Source organism: Streptomyces jeddahensis, from assembly GCF_001642995.1.
GTDB lineage: Bacteria > Actinomycetota > Actinomycetes > Streptomycetales > Streptomycetaceae > Streptomyces > Streptomyces jeddahensis.
In genome coordinates this window covers 1-21,152 of sequence record NZ_LOHS01000073.1, presented here as the reverse complement: position 1 = coordinate 21,152, position 21,152 = coordinate 1, and the positions used below count along the sequence as shown (strand labels likewise).

At 71.1% G+C, this 21,152-nt stretch carries 18 protein-coding genes; 17 read left to right on the top strand and 1 reads right to left on the bottom strand.

Annotation, left to right across the window (positions count from 1 at the left end; all coding sequences use genetic code 11):
- The first annotated feature begins 212 nt into the window (after positions 1-212).
- From STSP_RS14215 to nusB, 3 genes are all read left to right on the top strand, one after another.
- Positions 213-1,319 carry an aminopeptidase P family protein gene (locus STSP_RS14215; protein WP_067276985.1) on the top strand — a complete coding sequence of 369 codons (1,107 nt, stop codon included), beginning with the start codon at positions 213-215 and terminating at the stop codon, positions 1,317-1,319.
- Between the two features lie 71 nt (positions 1,320-1,390).
- Positions 1,391-1,957, top strand: coding sequence for an elongation factor P (efp, locus tag STSP_RS14210; protein WP_067276984.1), 567 nt, complete (start codon positions 1,391-1,393; stop codon positions 1,955-1,957).
- 2 nt (positions 1,958-1,959) lie between these two features.
- The gene (nusB, locus tag STSP_RS14205) at positions 1,960-2,391 is read left to right on the top strand and encodes a transcription antitermination factor NusB (protein ID WP_067276981.1); all 432 of its coding nucleotides are present in this window, start codon (positions 1,960-1,962) and stop codon (positions 2,389-2,391) included.
- Between the two features lie 589 nt (positions 2,392-2,980).
- Here nusB and bldD read toward each other — a convergent pair.
- Positions 2,981-3,481, bottom strand: coding sequence for a transcriptional regulator BldD (bldD, locus tag STSP_RS14200; RefSeq protein WP_030607052.1), 501 nt, complete (start codon positions 3,479-3,481; stop codon positions 2,981-2,983).
- Between the two features lie 229 nt (positions 3,482-3,710).
- Here bldD and pyrR point away from each other — a divergent pair, with 229 nt between their 5' ends.
- The 14 genes from pyrR (at position 3,711) to STSP_RS14130 (ending at position 20,903) form a co-directional block, all read left to right on the top strand.
- Positions 3,711-4,310 (top strand): bifunctional pyr operon transcriptional regulator/uracil phosphoribosyltransferase PyrR, encoded by a 600-nt coding sequence (pyrR, locus tag STSP_RS14195; RefSeq protein WP_067276979.1) that lies wholly within the window; start codon positions 3,711-3,713, stop codon positions 4,308-4,310.
- 111 nt (positions 4,311-4,421) lie between these two features.
- Positions 4,422-5,402, top strand: a complete 981-nt coding sequence (locus STSP_RS14190; protein WP_067276977.1) for an aspartate carbamoyltransferase catalytic subunit — start codon at positions 4,422-4,424, stop codon at positions 5,400-5,402.
- 5 nt (positions 5,403-5,407) lie between these two features.
- The gene (locus STSP_RS14185) at positions 5,408-6,694 is read left to right on the top strand and encodes a dihydroorotase (RefSeq protein ID WP_067276975.1); all 1,287 of its coding nucleotides are present in this window, start codon (positions 5,408-5,410) and stop codon (positions 6,692-6,694) included.
- The gene (locus STSP_RS14180; RefSeq protein WP_408646289.1) at positions 6,691-7,284 is read left to right on the top strand and encodes a PH-like domain-containing protein; all 594 of its coding nucleotides are present in this window, start codon (positions 6,691-6,693) and stop codon (positions 7,282-7,284) included. Before STSP_RS14185 ends, STSP_RS14180 begins: the two co-directional genes overlap by 4 nt.
- Positions 7,281-8,423: a glutamine-hydrolyzing carbamoyl-phosphate synthase small subunit gene (gene carA, locus STSP_RS14175; protein ID WP_067276972.1), complete on the top strand. Its 1,143-nt coding sequence runs from the start codon at positions 7,281-7,283 to the stop codon at positions 8,421-8,423. The genes STSP_RS14180 and carA overlap by 4 nt, the downstream gene beginning before the upstream one ends.
- The gene (gene carB / locus STSP_RS14170; RefSeq protein ID WP_067276970.1) at positions 8,416-11,724 is read left to right on the top strand and encodes a carbamoyl-phosphate synthase large subunit; all 3,309 of its coding nucleotides are present in this window, start codon (positions 8,416-8,418) and stop codon (positions 11,722-11,724) included. The genes carA and carB overlap by 8 nt, the downstream gene beginning before the upstream one ends.
- 108 nt (positions 11,725-11,832) lie before the next feature.
- Entirely contained in the window at positions 11,833-12,942 is a 1,110-nt protein-coding gene (locus STSP_RS14165) for a quinone-dependent dihydroorotate dehydrogenase (protein ID WP_067276967.1), read from the top strand.
- A complete protein-coding gene (gene pyrF / locus STSP_RS14160; protein WP_067276966.1) occupies positions 12,939-13,784 on the top strand; it encodes an orotidine-5'-phosphate decarboxylase in 846 nt (281 codons plus the stop codon). The genes STSP_RS14165 and pyrF overlap by 4 nt, the downstream gene beginning before the upstream one ends.
- 472 nt (positions 13,785-14,256) lie before the next feature.
- On the top strand, positions 14,257-14,580 hold the full coding sequence (locus tag STSP_RS14155; RefSeq protein WP_005319887.1) for an integration host factor: 324 nt from the start codon (positions 14,257-14,259) through the stop codon (positions 14,578-14,580).
- A 38-nt stretch (positions 14,581-14,618) separates the two neighbouring features.
- Positions 14,619-15,221, top strand: a complete 603-nt coding sequence (gene gmk, locus STSP_RS14150) for a guanylate kinase (RefSeq protein WP_067276963.1) — start codon at positions 14,619-14,621, stop codon at positions 15,219-15,221.
- A 125-nt stretch (positions 15,222-15,346) separates the two neighbouring features.
- Positions 15,347-15,619: a DNA-directed RNA polymerase subunit omega gene (gene rpoZ, locus STSP_RS14145; RefSeq protein WP_067276962.1), complete on the top strand. Its 273-nt coding sequence runs from the start codon at positions 15,347-15,349 to the stop codon at positions 15,617-15,619.
- Between the two features lie 162 nt (positions 15,620-15,781).
- Positions 15,782-16,987: a bifunctional phosphopantothenoylcysteine decarboxylase/phosphopantothenate--cysteine ligase CoaBC gene (coaBC, locus tag STSP_RS14140; protein WP_067276959.1), complete on the top strand. Its 1,206-nt coding sequence runs from the start codon at positions 15,782-15,784 to the stop codon at positions 16,985-16,987.
- Positions 16,988-17,357: 370 nt separating this feature from the next.
- A complete protein-coding gene (gene metK / locus STSP_RS14135; RefSeq protein ID WP_067276958.1) occupies positions 17,358-18,566 on the top strand; it encodes a methionine adenosyltransferase in 1,209 nt (402 codons plus the stop codon).
- Positions 18,567-18,755: 189 nt separating this feature from the next.
- Positions 18,756-20,903, top strand: coding sequence for a primosomal protein N' (locus STSP_RS14130; protein WP_067276955.1), 2,148 nt, complete (start codon positions 18,756-18,758; stop codon positions 20,901-20,903).
- Positions 20,904-21,152 lie beyond the last annotated feature (249 nt).

Genomic DNA, 21,152 nt, shown 5'->3' with positions numbered 1-21,152 from the left:
GGCGCCAGACCGAGGACGTACATCCCGGCGCGGCCCCGACCCAGCCACCGGCAGGTGGCGCACCAGCCGACCACCGGCAGGGGGCCGCGCACGCACCCGGACCTCCAACCGACAGATGGCGCCCCAGCCGACGACACCGGGTGGTCTCCCCGCCCGACCCGGACGGCCGTGCACAACCGGCCGCCTCCCGTTCCCGCTCGTACGCTCGAGGTATGTCAGAGGTGTACGCGGCCCGCCGCGAGCGGCTACGGGAGCGGTGTGCCGCAGGGGGCAGCGCGGCCGCGCTCGTGTCGCGGCCCGCCAACGTCCGCTATCTCGCGGGCGCGGCCCCGCACGGCGCCGTGCTCCTGCTCGGCAGGGACACAGACCTCCTGCTGCACGCCGGTCCGCTCGCCGGCCGCCCAGAGAACGAGCGGCCCGACGAGTCGCTGCCCACGCAGGTCCTGCCGGGCACGGACGGGGACCCGGCGGTGGCCGCCGCGGATCTCGCCGCATCCCACGGCGTCGACTCCCTCGCCCTCGAGGAACACCATTTGACCGTCGCCCGGCACCGCGCGATCGGATCCGTCGCGCCCCGGCTGCGGCTCACGGACCTCGGCGGAGCGGTCGAGCAGCTGCGCCTGGTGAAGGACGAAGAGGAGATCGGCTGTCTGCGGATCGCCGCCGAGATCGCCGACCAGGCCCTGAGCGAACTCCTCGAGTCCATCCTCGTCGGCCGTACGGAACGCCATCTCGCGCTCGAACTGGAGCGCCGCCTGGTCGACCACGGTGCCGACGGACCGGCCTTCCCCACCTCCGTCGGCACCGGCCCGAACTCCGGCCGCGGCGGTCACCGGCCCACCGACCGGCGCGTCGAGGAGGGAGATTTCCTCTCCGTCTGCCTCGGCGCCGCCTACCGCGGCTACTGCTGCGAGATCGGCCGGACGTTCGTGATCGGCACGTCGCCCGCGGAGTGGCAGATCGAGCTGTACGATCTGGTCTTCGCCGCTCAGCGGGCCGGACGGGAGGCGCTGGCGCCCGGTGCCGCCTGCCGCGACGTGGACCGCGCGGTCCGCCAGGTGCTGGACTCCGCCGGTTACGCCGAGGGCCTCCCGCACCTCACGGGGCACGGTGTCGGGCTCGAAAACGACGAGGACCCGCAGCTGGCCCCCTCGGCCATGGGTAAACTGGACGCTTGCGTGCCGGTCACTGTCGAACCGGGGGTCCACCTCCCGGGCCGGGGTGGTGTCCGGATCGATGACACGCTCGTCGTCCGCCCAGAGGCGGATGGCGGACCCGAGCTACTCACCATCACGACCAAGGAGCTGCTCGCGTTGTGAGCTCAGCCCTGCGCTGAGCGTCGGGCGCGTGCCCCGGGGTCGTCCACGTCAGTCCAGGAGATTCCGCAACCGTGGCTTCCACGAACGACCTCAAGAACGGCATGGTGCTCAAGCTCGAAGGCGGCCAGCTCTGGTCCGTCGTCGAGTTCCAGCACGTCAAGCCCGGCAAGGGCCCGGCCTTCGTGCGCACCAAGCTCAAGAACGTGCTCTCCGGCAAGGTCGTCGACAAGACCTTCAACGCCGGCGTCAAGGTCGAAACGGCCACCGTCGACAAGCGCGACATGCAGTTCTCGTACATGGACGGCGATTACTTCGTCTTCATGGACATGGAGACCTACGACCAGCTGCACGTCGACCGCAAGGCCGTCGGCGACGCCGCCAACTTCCTGATCGAGGGCTTCACGGCCACCGTCGCGCAGCACGAGGGCGAGGTCCTCTTCGTCGACCTGCCCGCCGCCGTCGAGCTGACCGTCGCCGAGACCGAGCCGGGCGTCCAGGGCGACCGCTCCACCGGCGGCACCAAGCCCGCGACGCTGGAGACCGGCCACCAGATCCAGGTTCCGCTCTTCATCACCACCGGCGAGAAGATCAAGGTGGACACGCGCACCAGCGACTACCTCGGCCGGGTGAGCAGCTAACCGTGGCTGCCCGTAACACGGCCCGTAAGCGCGCCTTCCAGATCCTCTTCGAGGGCGACCAGCGCGGCGCCGACGTCCTCACGGTCCTCGCGGACTGGATCCGGCACTCCCGGACCGACACCCGGCAGCCGCCGGTCAGCGAGTACACGATGGAGCTGGTCGAGGGGTACGCCAAGAAGGCGGACCGCATCGACGAGCTGATCGCGCAGTACGCGGTGGGCTGGACGCTCGACCGGATGCCGGTCGTCGACCGCAACATCCTGCGGCTCGGCGCGTACGAGCTGATCTGGGTGGACGGGACGCCGGACGCCGTGGTGCTCGACGAGGCCGTCGAACTGGCCAAGGAGTTCTCCACGGACGAGTCCCCGGCCTTCGTCAACGGTCTGCTCGGCCGGCTCAAGGACCTCAAGCCGACGCTGCGCAGGGCGGACTAGCCGGATCCGATCCCGGCCACCCGTCCTGCGCGCCGCGCGGTCATACCTCAGGCCCGAAGCTGACTCTTTCTTCAGCTTCGGGCCTGGTGCGTCCACGAGGGGTGCTCCACGTTCTGCTCATGCCAGAGCACGGCCCTCGCCCCAGGGCGCGCCCCTCGTCAGGGCGCGCCCTGGCCCTCTCGGGGCTTGGCCGCCTCGGTCTCGGTCGCAACCGCCTTCGCGGACTTTGGCCGTCGGCGCGGCCCTCGCCAGGCGCGACCTGCCCCTCTCGGGGCTCGGCCGCCTCTGACTCGGGTGCCGCCGCCTTCCCGGACATTGGCCGTCGGCACGGCCCTCGCCAGGGCGACCTGCCCCTCTCGGGACACGGCCGCCTCGGTCTCGGGTGCCGCCGCCGGCCTCGCGGACCTTGGCCGTCGCGGCACCTTGGCCGTGGTGGCACCTTGGCCATCGCGGCCGGGAACGCGGCCGCCACGGCGGTCACGGCCGGGAACGCCGCCGCGACAGCCGTCACGGTCAGCAGAAACGCCGTCGGGGCGTCCCAGACCAGTCCATGGTCTCGGACGCCCCGACGGCACGTTTCTGCAGAGGGTCAGCTTTCCTCGTGGGCAACGGCACGGCGCGCGTCCGCGTCGAGCACGCCCCAGCTGATCAGCTGCTCGGTGAGGACCGAGGGGGACTGGTCATAGATGACGGCGAGGGTGCGCAGATCGTCCTGGCGGATCGACAGCACCTTGCCGTTGTAGTCGCCACGCTGTGACTGGATCGTGGCGGCATACCGCTGGAGGGGGCCTGCCTTCTCGGCCGGGACATGGGCGAGGCGCTCCAGGTCCAGGACGAGCTTCGGCGGGGGCTCGGCGGCACCGCCGGGGGTCGTACCGGGCAGCAGCTCCTGCACCGGCACACCGTAGAAGTCGGCCAGCTCGGCGAGGCGCTGCACGGTGACGGCGCGGTCTCCACGCTCGTACGAACCGACGACGACTGCCTTCCAGCGTCCCTGGGACTTCTCCTCGACACCGTGGAGGGAAAGGCCCTGCTGGGTGCGGATGGCCCGGAGCTTGGCCCCGAGCTGCTTGGCGTATTCGCTGGACATATAGCTCCCCGGACGCAGACTGGTAACTCACTGTGAGGTTACGCAGCGTTACGGCCCCCCGTCAAGCCGAATGGTCCGCACCGACACTTCCGTGTAGCAGGTCATCAGGGGGTTCGGGCGAGGTGCGGGGGGTGTGATCAGCGATGTTCGGGGCCTGGTACCGTTGATGGCGCAAATCCGACGTCCTTTAAGGTCCGTCCCGTGAGGCGGAGAAGGAGGTCCGTTTCGTATGGACGCAAAGACCCCCGACGGCGGCCCCGCTGTCGGCTCCGATGCCGCACGCCCCGTTCTCGAGGGCCCGGACATCGCGCGGGTGCTGACCCGCATCGCCCACGAGATCGTCGAACGCGCCAAGGGCGCCGACGACGTGGTGCTCCTCGGCATTCCGACCCGCGGCGTGTTCCTCGCCCAGCGGCTCGCCGCCAAGCTCGAGGAGATCACCGGCCGCAAGGTCCCGGTCGGCTCCCTGGACATCACCATGTACCGCGACGACCTGCGCATGCAGCCGCCGCGGGCGCTGGCACGCACGGAGATCCCGGGTGACGGCATCGACGGCCGCCTGGTGATCCTCCTCGACGATGTGCTCTTCTCGGGCCGCACCATCCGCGCCGCCCTCGACGCGCTGAACGACATCGGCCGTCCGCGCGCGGTCCAGCTCGCGGTCCTCGTCGACCGCGGCCACCGCGAACTCCCCATCCGCGCCGACTACGTCGGCAAGAACCTGCCCACGTCGCTGCGGGAGACCGTCAAGGTCCAGCTCGCCGAGGAGGACGGCCGGGACGCCGTGCTGCTCGGTGCCAAGCAGACCTCCCCGGCCGGCCGGCAGTAGCACCACTCGGCCCAACGCCACCGCCGAGTGCGCTCCTGCGCGCCCGCATGCCCGTGTCGGGGCACCACCCCGGCCCCGCTCTCCCGAACCGCCTTACGGAGCCTTCCCAAGATGAAGCGACACCTCATCTCGGCCGCCGATCTCACCCGCGACGACGCCGTACGCATCCTCGACACCGCCGAGGAGATGGCCCGAGTCGCCGACCGGCCGATCAAGAAGCTGCCGACGCTGCGCGGCCGCACCGTCGTCAACCTCTTCTTCGAGGACTCGACCCGTACCCGTATCTCCTTCGAGGCCGCCGAGAAGCGGCTCTCCGCCGACGTCATCAACTTCTCCGCCAAGGGGTCGAGCGTCTCCAAGGGCGAGTCCCTCAAGGACACCGCTCAGACGCTCGAGGCGATGGGCGTCGACGCCGTCGTCATCCGGCACAGCGCGTCCGGCGCGCCCTACCGGCTCGCCACCTCCGGCTGGATCGACGCCGCCGTGATCAACGCCGGTGACGGCACGCACCAGCACCCCACGCAGGCGCTGCTCGACGCCTTCACCATGCGGCGCCGGCTCATCGGCCGCGACGCCGGCATCGGGCAGGACCTGAGCGGCAAGCGCATCACGATCGTCGGCGACGTCCTGCACAGCCGGGTCGCCCGCTCCAACGTCGACCTGCTGCACACCCTCGGCGCCGAGGTCACCCTCGTCGCCCCGCCCACGCTGCTGCCGGTCGGCGTCGACCACTGGCCGTGCGAGGTGGCGTACGACCTGGACAGCACGCTGCCGAAGTCGGACGCCGTGATGATGCTGCGCGTGCAGCGCGAGCGCATGAACGCCGCGTTCTTCCCGACCGAGCGCGAGTACTCGAGGCGGTATGGGCTCGACGGCGAGCGCATGGCGAAGATGCCCGAGCACGCCATCGTGATGCACCCCGGCCCGATGGTCCGCGGCATGGAGATCACCGCCGAGGTCGCCGACTCCGAGCGCTGCACCGTCGTCGAGCAGGTCGCCAACGGCGTCTCCATCCGCATGGCCGTCCTGTACCTGCTGCTCGGCGGCAACGAACCCGCCGTCACCCACGCCCGCACCACCGAGGAGAAGTAAGAACGATGAGCAAGACCCTGATCCGTGGTGCGAAGGTGCTCGGCGGCGAGCCGCAGGACGTCCTCGTCGACGGCGAGACCATCGCCGAGGTGGGCGCCGGGCTGAGCGCCGAGGGCGCCGAGGTCGTCGAGGCCGACGGCAAGGTTCTGCTGCCGGGCCTCGTCGACCTGCACACCCATCTGCGCGAGCCCGGCCGCGAGGACTCCGAGACCGTCCTGACCGGTACACGGGCGGCCGCGAGCGGCGGCTACACCTCCGTGTTCGCCATGGCCAACACCTTCCCGGTGGCCGACACGGCCGGTGTCGTCGAGCAGGTCTGGCGGCTCGGCCAGGAGCACGGCTACTGCGACGTCCAGCCCATCGGCGCCGTCACCGTCGGCCTGGAGGGCAAGAAGCTCGCCGAGCTGGGCGCGATGCACGAGTCGGCGGCCGGTGTCACCGTCTTCTCCGACGACGGCAAGTGCGTCCACGACGCCGTGATCATGCGCCGGGCGCTGGAGTACGTGAAGGCGTTCGGCGGCGTCGTCGCCCAGCACGCGCAGGAGCCGCGGCTCACCGAGGGCGCCCAGATGAACGAGGGCGTCGTCTCGGCCGAGCTGGGCCTCGGTGGCTGGCCCGCCGTCGCCGAGGAGTCGATCATCGCGCGTGACGTCCTCCTCGCCGAGCATGTCGGCTCGCGCGTGCACATCTGCCACCTGTCGACCGCCGGCTCGGTCGAGATCGTCCGCTGGGCCAAGTCCCGCGGCATCGACGTGACCGCCGAGGTCACCCCTCACCACCTGCTCCTCACCGACGAGCTGGTGCGCACGTACAACCCGGTCTACAAGGTCAACCCGCCGCTGCGCACCGAGCGCGACGTGATGGCGCTGCGCGAGGCCCTGGCGGACGGCACGATCGACATCGTCGCCACCGACCACGCCCCGCACCCGCACGAGGACAAGGACTGCGAGTGGGCCGCGGCCGCCATGGGCATGGTCGGCCTCGAGACGGCGCTCTCCGTCGTCCAGCACACGATGGTCGAGACCGGCTTCCTCGACTGGGCGGGCGTCGCCGAGCGGATGTCGTTCAAGCCTGCGCGGATCGGCCGGGCGGAGGGCCACGGCCGTCCCGTCTCGGCTGGTGAGCCCGCCAACCTCACGCTGGTCGATCCGGCATACCGTGGACTCGTGGACCCCGCGGGCTTCGCCTCCCGCAGCCGCAACACCCCCTACGAGGGCCGTGAGCTGCCGGGTCGCGTCACCCACACGTGGCTGCGGGGCCGGGCCACGCTCGTCGACGGGAAGCTCGCGTGACAGCTCTGACATCTCTGACGTACGCCTCTGCCGCGTACACCGCCGCGGAACAGAAGTCGGCGGAGGTCACCGACTGGGCCGCCCGCATCGGCTGGGTCGTCGGGCTGGCCCTCTTCGTCGCCCTCGTCTACTGGCTGATGCGCGAGGGCTGGAAGTGGCGCGGCACGCTGCAGGGCGACCTGCCGGAGCTGCCCGCCGCGCCCGCCGACCCCGGCCCGGCGAAACTGACGATGACCGGCCGCTACCACGGCTCGACCACCGCCGGACAGTGGCTCGACCGCATCGTGGCGCACGGCCTCGGCACCCGCAGCCGGGTCGAGCTCACGCTGACGGACGCGGGACTGGACGTCGTACGCCCCGGAGCGACCGACTTCTTCGTCCCGGCCGCCCAGCTGCGCGAGGCCAGGCTCGACAAGGGCATCGCGGGCAAGGTCCTCGCGGAGGGCGGACTGCTGATCGTCACCTGGGAGCACGGCGACAAGCTGATCGACTCCGGGTTCCGATCCGACCGCGCGGCCGAGCACATCGAGTGGGTCGACACCCTGAACCAGATGATCAACAAGAAGACGCAAACGGAAGGCGCACGATGACCACCTCCACCAGGGGAGCCTCGAAGGTTCCCGCCGTACTCGTCCTGGAGGACGGCCGGATCTTCCGCGGCCGTGCCTACGGGGCCGTGGGGGAGACCTTCGGCGAAGCGGTGTTCTCCACCGGCATGACCGGCTACCAGGAGACCCTCACCGACCCGTCGTACCACCGCCAGGTCGTCGTGATGACCGCCCCCCACGTCGGCAACACCGGCGTCAACGACGAGGACCCCGAGTCGAAGCGGATCTGGGTCTCCGGCTATGTCGTACGCGACCCCGCGCGCGTGCCGTCCAACTGGCGCGCCAAGCGCTCGCTGGACGAGGAGCTGGCCGCGCAGGGCGTCGTCGGCATCTCCGGCATCGACACCCGGGCCCTGACCCGTCACCTGCGTGAGCGCGGCGCCATGCGCGTCGGCATCTTCTCCGGCGACGCGGTCGCCGACGACGCCTCGCTGCTGGCGCGCGTGCAGGAAGCCCCGCAGATGAAGGGCGCGAACCTCTCCGCCGAGGTCGCCACCACCGAGACGTACGTCGTCCCGGCCATCGGGGAGAAGCGATTCACCGTCGCCGCCGTCGACCTCGGCATCAAGGGCATGACCCCGCACCGCATGGCCGAGCGCGGCATCGAGGTGCACGTGCTGCCCGCCACGGCGACCGTCGAGGACGTGTACGCGGTCAACCCGGACGGCGTGTTCTTCTCCAACGGCCCGGGCGACCCCGCCACCGCCGACCACCCGGTCTCCGTCATGCAGGCGGTGCTGGAGCGCGGCACGCCGCTCTTCGGCATCTGCTTCGGCAACCAGATCCTGGGCCGCGCCCTCGGCTTCGGCACCTACAAGCTGAAGTACGGCCACCGCGGCATCAACCAGCCCGTGCAGGACCGTACGACCGGCAAGGTCGAGGTCACCGCGCACAACCACGGATTCGCCGTCGACGCCCCGCTCGACAAGGTCTCCGACACCCCCTACGGCCGGGCCGAGGTCTCCCACGTGTGCCTCAACGACAACGTGGTGGAGGGGCTGCAGCTCCTCGACCGCCCGGCTTTCAGCGTCCAGTACCACCCCGAGGCGGCAGCCGGCCCGCACGACGCCGCCTACCTGTTCGACCGCTTCGTATCCCTGATGGAGGGCCAGCGTGCCTAAGCGCACCGATATCCAGTCCGTCCTGGTCATCGGCTCCGGCCCGATCGTCATCGGCCAGGCCGCCGAGTTCGACTACTCCGGCACCCAGGCGTGCCGCGTCCTGAAGGCCGAGGGCCTGCGGGTCATCCTCGTCAACTCCAACCCGGCGACGATCATGACCGACCCGGAGATCGCCGACGCCACGTACGTCGAGCCGATCACCCCGGAGTTCGTCGAGAAGATCATCGCCAAGGAGCGTCCCGACGCGCTGCTGCCCACCCTGGGCGGTCAGACGGCCCTCAACACGGCGATCTCGCTGCACGAGGCCGGCACCCTCGAGAAGTACGGCGTCGAGCTCATCGGCGCCAATGTCGAGGCGATCAACAAGGGCGAGGACCGCGACCTGTTCAAGGAGGTCGTGGAGGAGGTCAACAAGAAGATCGGCCACGGCGAGTCCGCCCGCTCGGTCATCTGCCACTCCATGGACGACGTCCTAAAGGGCGTCGTGACGCTCGGCGGCTACCCCGTCGTCGTCCGCCCCTCCTTCACCATGGGCGGCGCCGGCTCCGGCTTCGCGCACGACGAGGAGGAGCTGCGCCGCATCGCCGGCCAGGGCCTGACCCTGTCTCCCACCACCGAGGTGCTCCTCGAGGAGTCCATCCTCGGCTGGAAGGAGTACGAGCTGGAGCTGATGCGCGACAAGAACGACAACGTCGTGGTCGTCTGCTCCATCGAGAACTTCGACCCGATGGGCGTGCACACCGGTGACTCGATCACCGTCGCCCCGGCGATGACGCTCACCGACCGCGAGTACCAGATCCTGCGCGACATCGGCATCGCGGTCATCCGCGAGGTCGGCGTCGACACCGGCGGCTGCAACATCCAGTTCGCGGTGAACCCCGAGGACGGTCGCGTGATCGTCATCGAGATGAACCCGCGCGTGTCCCGATCCTCGGCCCTGGCGTCGAAGGCCACGGGCTTCCCGATCGCGAAGATCGCCGCCAAGCTGGCCGTCGGCTACACGCTCGACGAGATCCCCAACGACATCACCGAGCAGACCCCGGCCTCCTTCGAGCCGACGCTCGACTACGTGGTGGTCAAGGCCCCGCGGTTCGCGTTCGAGAAGTTCCCGTCCGCCGACTCCACGCTGACCACGACCATGAAGTCGGTCGGTGAGGCGATGGCGATCGGCCGCAACTTCACCGAGGCGCTGCAGAAGGCGCTGCGCTCGCTGGAGAAGAAGGGCAGCCAGTTCACGTTCGTCGGCGAGCCCGGCGACAAGGCCGAGCTGCTGCGCGAGGCGGTCCGCCCGACCGACGGCCGCATCAACTCCGTCATGCAGGCCATCCGCGCCGGTGCGACCCCGGAGGAGGTCTTCGAGGCGACGAAGATCGACCCCTGGTTCGTCGACCAGCTCTTCCTGATCAAGGAGATCGCGGACGAGCTGGCGGCCGCCGCCGAGCTCACCCCGGACCTGCTGGCCGAGGCCAAGCGGCACGGCTTCTCCGACCAGCAGATCGGTGAGATCCGCGGCCTGCGCGAGGACGTCGTCCGGGAGGTCCGGCACGCCCTCGGCGTCCGCCCGGTCTACAAGACGGTCGACACCTGCGCCGCCGAGTTCGCCGCGAAGACGCCGTACTTCTACTCCTCCTACGACGAGGAGACCGAGGTCGCGCAGCGCGAGAAGCCCGCAGTGATCATCCTCGGCTCAGGCCCGAACCGCATCGGCCAGGGAATCGAGTTCGACTACTCGTGCGTCCACGCCTCGTTCGCGCTCAGCGACGCGGGCTACGAGACCGTGATGGTCAACTGCAACCCCGAGACCGTCTCGACGGACTACGACACCTCCGACCGCCTGTACTTCGAGCCGCTGACGCTTGAGGACGTGCTGGAGATCGTCCACGCGGAGCAGCAGGCCGGTCCGGTCGCGGGCGTCGTCGTGCAGCTCGGCGGCCAGACCCCGCTGGGCCTGTCTCAGGCGCTCAAGGACAACGGCGTGCCGATCGTGGGCACCTCCCCGGAGGCCATCCACGCGGCCGAGGACCGCGGCGCCTTCGGCCGCGTCCTCGCCGAGGCCGGTCTCCCGGCTCCGAAGCACGGCACCGCCACCACCTTCGCCGGTGCCAAGGCCATCGCCGACGAGATCGGCTACCCCGTCCTCGTCCGGCCCTCGTACGTGCTCGGCGGACGCGGCATGGAGATCGTGTACGACGAGGCGCGGCTGGAGGCGTACATCGCCGAGTCGACCGAGATCAGCCCTGACCGGCCGGTCCTCGTCGACCGCTTCCTCGACGACGCCATCGAGATCGACGTGGACGCGCTGTACGACGGCGAGGAGCTGTACCTCGGCGGTGTCATGGAGCACATCGAGGAGGCCGGTATCCACTCCGGCGACTCGGCGTGCGCGCTGCCCCCGATCACGCTCGGCGGCTTCGACATCAAGCGGCTGCGCGCCTCCACGGAGGCCATCGCCAAGGGCGTCGGCGTCCGCGGACTGATCAACATCCAGTTCGCGCTGGCGGGCGACATCCTGTACGTCCTCGAGGCCAACCCGCGCGCCTCGCGCACCGTCCCCTTCACCTCGAAGGCGACCGCGGTGCCGCTGGCGAAGGCCGCCGCCCGTATCTCGCTGGGCGCGACCATCGCCGAGCTGCGGGCCGAGGGTCTGCTCCCGGCGAACGGCGACGGCGGCGAGCTCCCGCTCGACGCGCCGATCTCCGTCAAGGAGGCCGTCATGCCGTGGTCGCGCTTCCGCGACATCCACGGCCGCGGCGTCGACACCGTCCTCGGCCCGGAGATGCGCTCGACCGGCGAGGTCATGGGCATCGACTCCGTCTTCGGCACGGCGTATGCCAAGTCGCAGGCGGGCGCGTACGGTCCGCTGCCGACCAAGGGCCGGGCGTTCGTGTCCGTCGCCAACCGCGACAAGCGGGCCATGATCTTCCCGGCGCGCGAACTCGTCGCCCACGGCTTCGAGCTGCTCGCCACCTCCGGCACGGCCGAGGTCCTCAAGCGCAATGGGATCAACGCCACGATCGTGCGCAAGCAGAGCGAGGGTGAAGGCCCGAACGGCGAGAAGACCATCGTCCAGATGATCCACGACGGCGAGGTCGACCTGATCGTCAACACCCCGTACGGCACGGGTGGCCGCCTCGACGGCTACGACATCCGTACGGCCGCCGTGGCGCGGTCGGTGCCGTGCCTGACGACGGTCCAGGCGCTCGCCGCGGCCGTGCAGGGCATCGACGCGCTCAACCACGGAGGCGTGGGAGTGCGCTCGCTCCAGGAACACGCGGAGCATCTGACCGCGGCCCGCGACTAGCAGCCCAGGAGGGGGACACCGGAAACGGTGTCCCCCTCTTCATGAGGCTCCTTCTCTTCGTAAGGCTTCTTCCCGAGGCTTCACGAGGCCCTTCATGAGGACATCACCATGTACAAGCTTTTCTTCCGGCTGGTCTTCCAGCGGATGGACCCGGAGCAGGCCCACCACCTGGCCTTCCGCTGGATCCGCATCGCCGCCCGCATCCCGGTGCTCCGCACGTTCGTCGCGGCCGCGCTCGCGCCCCGCTACAAGGAACTGCGGACCGAAGCCCTCGGGCTGCGGATGCACGGCCCGTTCGGGCTCGCCGCGGGCTTCGACAAGAACGCCGTCGCGATCGACGGCATGTCGATGCTCGGCTTCGACCACATCGAGATCGGCACGGTCACGGGCGAGCCGCAGCCGGGGAACCCGAAGAAGCGGCTGTTCCGGCTGGTTCCCGACCGCGCTCTGATCAACCGCATGGGCTTCAACAACGACGGCTCGGCCGCCGTGGCCGCGCGCCTGGCCTCCCGCGTACCGGTCTTCAAGACGGTCGTGGGCGTCAACATCGGCAAGACCAAGGTCGTGGCCGAGGCCGAGGCCGTCGGCGACTACGTGAAGTCGACCGAGCGGCTCGCCCGGCACGCCGACTACCTGGTCGTGAACGTGTCGTCGCCGAACACCCCCGGCCTGCGCAACCTCCAGGCCGTCGACCATCTGCGGCCCCTGCTGAGCGCCGTACGGGAGGCCGCCGACCGCAGCGTCCCCGACCGCCGCGTACCCCTGCTCGTCAAGATCGCGCCCGACCTGGCCGACGAGGACGTCGACGCCGTCGCCGACCTCGCCGTGGAGCTCGGCCTGGACGGCATCATCGCGACGAACACGACGATCGCCCGTGACGGGCTCGGCCTGACGTCCGACCCGGCCCTGGTCAAGGAGACCGGCGGCCTGTCCGGCGCGCCCCTGAAGGAGCGCTCCCTGGAGGTCCTGCGACGCCTCTACGCGCGCGTGGGGGACCGGATCACCCTCGTGGGCGTCGGCGGCATCGAGAACGCCGAGGACGCCTGGCAGCGGATCCTCGCGGGCGCGACGCTCGTACAGGGCTACAGCGCGTTCATCTACGAGGGCCCGTTCTGGGCGCGCGCCATCCACAAGGGGCTGGCCGCGCGGCTGCGCACCAGCCCGTACGCCACCCTCGCCGAGGCCGTCGGCGCCGACACCCGAAAGGCATCCGTATGAGCCCCCTGGAACCCTTCGGCGCCCGTCTGCGCCACGCCATGGACAGCCGTGGCCCGCTGTGCGTCGGCATCGACCCGCACGCATCGCTGCTCGCCTCCTGGGGCCTGAACGACGACATCCAGGGCCTGGAGACCTTCACCCGCACCGTCGTCGACGCACTCGCCGACCAGGTCGCGGTCTTCAAGCCGCAGTCCGCCTTCTTCGAACGGTTCGGGTCGCGCGGCATCGCGGTCCTGGAGCAGGCGGTGGCGGACCTGCGGGATGCGGGAGCGCTGGTCGTCATGGACGCCAAGCGTGGCGACATCGGCTCCACCATGGCCGCGTACGCGGAGACGTACCTCCGCAAGGACGCGCCGCTCTTCTCGGACGCGCTGACCGTCTCCCCGTACCTCGGATATGGATCGCTCAAGCCGGCCGTGGACCTCGCACGCGAATCCGGCGCCGGGCTCTTCGTCCTCGCCCTCACCTCGAACCCCGAGGGCGCCGAGGTCCAGCACGCGGTGCGCGCGGACGGCCGTACCGTCGCCGCGACCATGCTCGCGCACCTCGCCGAGGAGAACGCGGGCGCTGAACCGCTCGGCTCCTTCGGCGCGGTCGTCGGCGCCACGCTCGGCGACCTGTCGTCGTACGACCTCGCGATCAACGGCCCGCTGCTGGCCCCCGGCATCGGCGCGCAGGGAGCGACCCCAGCCGACCTTCCGCGGGTCTTCGGCGACGCGGTACGCAATGTGGTCCCAAACGTCAGCCGGGCGGTCCTGAAGGCCGGCCCCTCGTCGGCCGCGCTGCGGGATGCGGCGGTCCGCTTCGCGGACGAGGTGCGCGAGGCGGTGGCCGCCGCCTGACGGCCCACAGGGGCGGAAGCCGCGCACCGGACAGCTGCGCGGCACCGCGCCGGCGAGTCCTCAGCCGCGGGCGGGAGCCCGTTGCCCGCGACGGCAGGCGTCTCTCGCCCCGTGATGCTAGCGGGACAATGCTAGCGTCCTGGGCTGCAGAGGGCCGGGTGGAAGCGTTTCTTCGGTGGCCTGCGCGGTGCTCGCGCGCCTCGCGCAGGCCACCGAACCCCCCGTCACAGGCCCTCGCGGCCCGAGCTCCGGGCGAATACACCCTCAAATCCGGGGCAATATGCCCGATATGTCGGGTTCAATGGAGGCTGACCAGGACTTTTCGTCTGTTCTCGCTGACTCCGGCGGACTTGGCCGCTAGTCTCCGTCGAGAGTGCACGGGCAAAGCGTTGCTCGTTGCTCCCCAGGTGTGGGGCGACTAGGTTCCTCACCGGTCCGTATCCGACAGTTCGACATCCGAGGTGACGTAGGCGTGGCTCTTCCGCCCCTTACCCCCGAACAGCGCGCAGCCGCGCTCGAAAAGGCCGCCGCGGCTCGCCGGGAGCGGGCCGAGGTCAAGAATCGACTCAAGCACTCCGGCGCCTCCCTTCACGAGGTCATCAAGCAGGGCCAGGAGAATGACGTCATCGGCAAGATGAAGGTCTCCGCTCTCCTCGAGTCCCTGCCGGGCGTGGGCAAGGTCCGCGCCAAGCAGATCATGGAGCGACTCGGTATCTCCGAGAGCCGTCGAGTGCGCGGCCTCGGCTCCAACCAGATCGCGTCGCTTGAACGCGAGTTCGGCGGCGGTGCCGCCTGACGTTCTCGGGCACTCCTGAGAACCTGGATAATCACTGCATGGCTGCAACAACCCGGGGGGCGACCCCCGTACCCCCGGACGTACGTCCGCGGCTGACCGTGCTCTCCGGCCCCTCCGGGGTCGGCAAGAGCACGGTCGTCGCTCATATGCGCGCAGAGCACCCCGAGGTGTGGCTGTCGGTGTCGGCGACGACCCGCAAGCCGCGCCCGGGCGAGCGGCACGGCGTCCAGTACTTCTTCGTCACCGACGAGGAGTTCGACAAGCTGATCGCCAACGGCGAGCTGCTGGAGTGGGCCGAGTTCGCGGGCAACCGCTACGGCACCCCACGTCGCGCCGTGCTCGAGAGGCTGGAGGCCGGGGAGTCCGTCCTCCTGGAGATCGATCTCCAGGGGGCGCGCCAGGTCAGGGAGTCCATGCCGGACGCCCTGCTGGTGTTCCTGGCTCCTCCCTCCTGGGAGGAGCTGGTACGCCGGCTCACCGGACGGGGCACCGAGCCGCCCGAGGTCATCGAGCGCCGTCTGGAAGCAGCCAAGGTCGAGCTCGCAGCCGAGTCCGAGTTCGACACCACCCTGGTCAACACCTCCGTCGAGGACGTGGCGCGTGAGCTGCTAGCCTTGATGGCGGTGTCTTCTGGGGACTAGGGACCCACCCCCCAGCGGGGAGCCCCCTCAGCGGGGAGTCGAGGCCGGGGGAGCACCCCCGATCCCGGAGCCCCGGACCCCAGTGTTTGATCTTTCTGGTTTTCCCATCCATCGGAAGGTAGAGCGTGTCCTCTTCCATCACCACGCCCGAGGGCATCATCAACCCGCCGATCGACGAGCTCCTCGAGGCCACCGACTCGAAGTACAGCCTCGTGATCTACGCGGCCAAGCGTGCTCGCCAGATCAACGCGTACTACTCGCAGCTCGGCGAGGGCCTCCTCGAGTACGTCGGTCCGCTCGTGGACACGCACGTGCACGAGAAGCCGCTCTCGATCGCCCTGCGCGAGATCAACGCGGGACTGCTGACCTCCGAGTCCGTCGAGGGCCCGGCGCAGTAAGGCGTTTTCCGAAGCGTCCCAGGGGCGTTTCGCAGCACCACAGGCCCGGCAGCTCGACTGCCGGGCCTGTGGTGTGTCATGGGTGGGTATGTGTTCGTCAGCAGGTCCGCAGGTCAGCCAGCAGATCAGCGGGCCGGCAGCCGACAGGGAGAAGAGCAGACGGTGGACAAGCCGAAGGTCGTTCTGGGCGTCACTGGTGGCATCGCCGCCTACAAGGCATGCGAGCTGCTGCGGCAGCTGACCGAGTCGGGGCACGACGTACGCGTCGTGCCCACCGAGTCCGCGCTGCACTTCGTCGGCGCCGCCACCTGGTCGGCACTCTCCGGTCACCCCGTGGCGACCGAGGTCTGGTCGGACGTGCACGAGGTCCCGCACGTACGAATCGGGCAGACCGCCGACCTCGTCGTCGTCGCGCCCGCCACCGCGGACATCCTCGCCAAGGCCGCCCACGGCCTCGCCGACGACCTGCTCACGAACACGCTGCTCACGGCCCGGTGTCCGGTGGTCTTCGCGCCTGCCATGCACACCGAGATGTGGGAGCACCCCGCGACGCAGGAGAACGTCGCGACGCTGCGGCGCCGCGGCGCGGTCGTCATCGAGCCCGCCGTCGGCCGCCTCACCGGCGTCGACACCGGCAAGGGCCGCTTCCCGGACCCCGTGGAGATCTTCGAGCTCTGCCGCCGGACACTGGCCCGCGGCATGCACGGGGCCGACCTGGCCGGCCGCCACGTCGTCGTGAGCGCGGGCGGCACCCGCGAACCGCTCGACCCCGTCCGGTTCCTGGGCAACCGCTCCTCCGGCAAGCAAGGGTACGCGCTCGCCCGTACCGCCGCGGCGCGCGGGGCCCGCGTCACCCTCGTCGCCGCCAACACGACCGGGCTGCCCGACCCGGCGGGCGTGGAGGTCGTCCCCGTGGGGACCGCCGTCCAGCTCCGCGAGGCCGTCATCAAGGCCGCGGCACACGCCGACGCGGTCGTCATGGCGGCAGCCGTGGCGGACTTCCGCCCGGCCACGTACGCCAACGGCAAGATCAAGAAGAAGGACGGCGAGGATCCGGAGCCGATCGCCCTGGTCCGCAACCCGGACATCCTCGCCGAGATCTCGGGCGAGCGGCCGCGCCCGGGGCAGGTGATCGTCGGGTTCGCCGCCGAGACCGACGACGTGCTGGCCAACGGCCGCACCAAGCTGCAGCGCAAGGGCTGCGACCTGCTCGTCGTGAACGAGGTCGGGGAGCGCAAGACCTTCGGGTCAGAGGAGAACGAGGCCGTGGTGCTCAGCGCCGACGGCGGCGAGACCCCCGTGCCGTACGGCCCCAAGGAGGCGCTCGCGGACACGGTGTGGGACCTGGTCGCAGAGCGCCTCGACTGAGGGGCGTCCAGCCTTTGGCGGACGTCCGAGGCACGAAACCCGCCGATGCGGTGACACGACACGCCGAAGAGGCGACGGCCGATCGTGTCATCGTTCACTCGAACGACGACTCGAGTTGCGGTTCGGGTGAACAGCGCTAAGGTTCCACGGCACGTCGCCCACCCCGTGTTTTCGGGGTCCACAGCCCTGGTGCGAGCCGATCGCCGTACCGCAGAATGCCAGTGCCCCAGGTCACAGGGCTCCCATGTGTCGAGACACGTGGTCCGGCGGCCGGGCACGACCGATAAACTGGTCTCGGACGACGCCGGGCGCAGCCTCCGGCCGGTCCGTCAATGATCAGCCAGCAGCCGCTGCAACACCAGGGAGCGTTGTGTCCCGTCGCCTGTTCACCTCGGAGTCCGTGACCGAGGGTCACCCCGACAAGATCGCTGACCAGATCAGCGACACCATTCTCGACGCGCTTCTGCGCGAGGACCCGACGTCCCGGGTCGCCGTCGAGACGCTGATCACCACCGGCCTGGTGCACGTGGCCGGCGAGGTCACCACCAAGGCGTACGCGGACATCGCGACGCTGGTGCGCAACAAGATCCTCGAGATCGGGTACGACTCCTCGAAGAAGGGCTTCGACGGCGCCTCCTGCGGTGTCTCCGTCTCCATCGGCTCGCAGTCCCCGGACATCGCGCAGGGCGTCGACACGGCGTACGAGTCCCGTGTCGAAGGCGACGACGACGAGCTGGACAAGCAGGGCGCCGGCGACCAGGGCCTGATGTTCGGCTACGCGTGCGACGAGACGCCCGAGCTGATGCCGCTCCCGATCTACCTCGCCCACCGGCTCTCGCGCCGGCTGACCGAGGTCCGCAAGAACGGGACGATCCCCTACCTCCGCCCGGACGGCAAGACGCAGGTCACCATCGAGTACGACGGTGACAAGGCGGTCCGTCTGGACACCGTGGTGGTCTCCTCGCAGCACGCGAGCGACATCGACCTGGACTCGCTCCTCGCCCCCGACATCCGCGAGTTCGTCGTCGAGCCGGAGCTGAAGGCCCTGGTCGACGACGGCATCAAGCTGGACACCGACGGCTACCGCCTGCTGGTCAACCCGACCGGCCGCTTCGAGATCGGCGGCCCGATGGGCGACGCCGGCCTGACCGGCCGCAAGATCATCATCGACACGTACGGCGGCATGGCGCGCCACGGCGGCGGTGCCTTCTCCGGCAAGGACCCGTCCAAGGTCGACCGCTCCGCCGCGTACGCGATGCGCTGGGTCGCCAAGAACGTCGTCGCAGCGGGCCTCGCGGCCCGCTGCGAGGTGCAGGTCGCCTACGCGATCGGCAAGGCCGAGCCCGTGGGCCTCTTCGTGGAGACCTTCGGTACGAACGCTGTGGACCAGGACAAGATCGAGGCGGCCATCAGCGCCGTGTTCGACCTCCGCCCGGCCGCGATCATCCGCGACCTGGACCTCCTCCGCCCGATCTACGCCCAGACCGCGGCGTACGGGCACTTCGGCCGCCCGCACCCGGACTTCACCTGGGAGCGGACGGACCGGGTGGACGCGCTGCGCAAGGCGGCCGGGCTGTAAGGCCCACGAGACCCCGTCGGACGCGCAAGACCGAGTGCGCCGCGAGGCCCGGACCCCAGAAGGGGGCCGGGCCTCGCGCCGTTTTCCGGTCACCGCCGTGTCCGACAGCCGTCGGCCGGGAGCTTGGTAGCCGTCGGCCGGGAGCTCGGTCCGGGCCGGTTGTCGGTGGGGTCTGGTAGGAATGCTGCTGTGAGCAGCGAGAATGGGCAGGGCGCGGGCGCGGGGGGCGTGCCGCCGGAGCAGCTCGCGCTGATTCGAGAGAGCGTGCGGAAGGCCCAGGCGCCGCGGGCCAAGCCGCGCACCTGGCGGGGGGCCGCGCTGGCCAAGGAGAGGCCCGTGGCGCGGGTGCTCGTCGACAAGGGCGTGCTGCACCTCGACCGGTACTTCGACTACGCGGTGCCGGAGGAGCTGGACGAACAGGCGCAGCCCGGCGTGCGGGTCCGGGTGCGGTTCGGCGCCGGGCGGCACCGTGTACGCGAGGGGCGCCGCGAGGGCGGCGGACTCGTCGACGGGTTCCTCGTCGAACGGGTCGACGAGTCGGAGTACTCGGGGCCGCTGGCCGCGCTTGCCCAGGTGGTGTCCACCGAGCCGGTGCTGAGTGAGGAACTGCTCGGGCTCGCGCGGGCCGTCGCCGACCGGTATGCGGGGAGCGTCGCCGATGTGCTGCAGCTTGCTGTTCCGCCGCGCAACGCACGGGCGGAAGCCAAGCCCTCGCCGGATCCCCTGCCCGCCCCACCGGCGCCCGCGCCCGGACCGTGGGAGCGGTACGCGCAGGGGCCGGCGTTCCTGGATGCGCTCGCCACGGGGGCCTCTCCGCGGGCGGTGTGGAACGCCCTGCCGGGGCCGGAGTGGGCCGACGAGCTGGCCCGGGCCGTCGCCGCGACGCTCGCCTCGGGGCGCGGAGCCCTGGTCGTGGTGCCGGACGGGCGGACGGCCGCCCGGGTCGATGCCGCCCTGACCGCGGTGCTCGGCACGGGACGGCACGCGGTCCTGACCGCCGACGCCGGTCCCGAGAAGCGGTACCGGCAGTGGCTCGCCGTGCGGCGCGGCTCCGTGCGGGCCGTCGTGGGGACGCGCGCCGCGATGTTCGCTCCCGTCCGCGACCTGGGACTCGTCGCGATCTGGGACGACGGGGACAGCAGCCACAGCGAGCCCCACGCGCCGCAGCCCCATGCACGCGAGGTCCTGCTGCTGCGGGCCGCGCACGCCAAGTGCGCGTTTCTGCTGGGCAGTTGGAGCTGCACCGTGGAGGCCGCCCAACTCGTGGACACCGGCTGGGCGCTGCCCCTCGTCGCCGACCGCGAGCAGATACGGCGCGCGGCCCCTCTCGTACGCACCGTGGGGGACGCGGACCTCGCCCGGGACGAGGCGGCGCGGACCGCACGCCTGCCCACGCTCGCCTGGCAGGTCGTCAGGGACGCGCTGCAGCACGGGCCCGTGCTGGTGCAGGTCCCGCGGCGCGGCTATGTGCCGAGGCTGTCATGCACGCAGTGCAGGGCGCCCGCCCGCTGCCGGCACTGCGCCGGGCCACTGGAGGCCGCTCAGGACTCCGGGCCGCTGCGCTGCGGCTGGTGCGGGCGGGACGAGACCGCCTGGCACTGCCCCGAGTGCGGAGGATTCGGGCTCCGGGCCCGGATAGTCGGGGCCCGGCGCACGGCGGAGGAGCTGGGACGAGCGTTCCCCGCGGTGCCGGTGCGCACGTCCGGACGCGAACAAGTGCTGGACACGGTGCCGAAGGCCCCGGCCGTGGTGGTGAGTACGCCGGGAGCCGAGCCCGTCGCCGAGGGAGGCTACGCGGCGGCGCTGCTCCTCGACGGCTGGGCGATGCTGGGGCGCCCCGACCTGCGGGCCGGCGAGGAAGCGCTGCGCCGGTGGATCGGGGCGGCCGCGCTCGTACGCGACCATGGCGCCGGCGGGACGGTCGTGGTCGTCGCCGAACCTACGTTGCGGCCCGTGCAGGCGCTGGTGCGGTGGGACCCCGTCGGACATGCGGCGCGCGAACTCGCCGAGCGGTCGGAGCTGGGCTTCCCTCCGGTGTCGCGGATGGCGGCGGTGTCGGGGCCGCCGGACGCCGTGGCCTCGTTCCTCGACGGGGCCGAACTGCCCGGTGACGCCGAGGTGTTGGGACCTGTGCCGCTGCCGGTGACGGGGCCCGGTCCTGCGCGCCGGCCGGGGGGGCCGCCGCCCGGCGAGCACTGGGAGCGCGCGCTTGTCCGCGTGCCGCCCGGCCGCGGAGCGGCACTGGCGTCCGCGCTGAAGAAGGCTCAGGCTGCGCGCATGGCGCGGGGCGGTGTGGAGCCGGTGCGGATTCGGATCGATCCGCCGGACATCGGGTGACGCCCCGGAGGGGGCGTGGCGGGGCCCTTCGCGCGCGTGGCTTCCGGGCGGGTGCGCGGTGGGCGGTGCGCCGGCTGGTGGCGGTGCTTGGGATGCTTGCGCGGCTGCGGGGGCGGTGTCGGCTGGTGCGTCAGCTGTTGGTGGTGGTTGGGGCACGTGCGCGGCTGCGGGCTGCCGTCGGCTGGTGTGCCCACTGCCGGTGGGTGGGTCGGGGCCGCGCCGGGATGTACGTCCTCGGTCTGGCGCCGA

What these genes read in the sequence shown, in the direction of transcription:
- STSP_RS14185 (WP_067276975.1), top strand. Translation starts at nt 5,408, where the DNA reads ATGAGCAAGACCCTGATCCGTGGTGCGAAGGTGCTCGGCGGCGAGCCG.
- STSP_RS14215 (WP_067276985.1), top strand. Translation starts at nt 213, where the DNA reads ATGTCAGAGGTGTACGCGGCCCGCCGCGAGCGGCTACGGGAGCGGTGT.
- STSP_RS14190 (WP_067276977.1), top strand. Translation starts at nt 4,422, where the DNA reads ATGAAGCGACACCTCATCTCGGCCGCCGATCTCACCCGCGACGACGCC.
- gmk (WP_067276963.1), top strand. Translation starts at nt 14,619, where the DNA reads ATGGCTGCAACAACCCGGGGGGCGACCCCCGTACCCCCGGACGTACGT.
- pyrF (WP_067276966.1), top strand. Translation starts at nt 12,939, where the DNA reads ATGAGCCCCCTGGAACCCTTCGGCGCCCGTCTGCGCCACGCCATGGAC.
- bldD (WP_030607052.1), bottom strand. Translation starts at nt 3,481, where the DNA reads ATGTCCAGCGAATACGCCAAGCAGCTCGGGGCCAAGCTCCGGGCCATC.
- carA (WP_067276972.1), top strand. Translation starts at nt 7,281, where the DNA reads ATGACCACCTCCACCAGGGGAGCCTCGAAGGTTCCCGCCGTACTCGTC.
- pyrR (WP_067276979.1), top strand. Translation starts at nt 3,711, where the DNA reads ATGGACGCAAAGACCCCCGACGGCGGCCCCGCTGTCGGCTCCGATGCC.
- STSP_RS14165 (WP_067276967.1), top strand. Translation starts at nt 11,833, where the DNA reads ATGTACAAGCTTTTCTTCCGGCTGGTCTTCCAGCGGATGGACCCGGAG.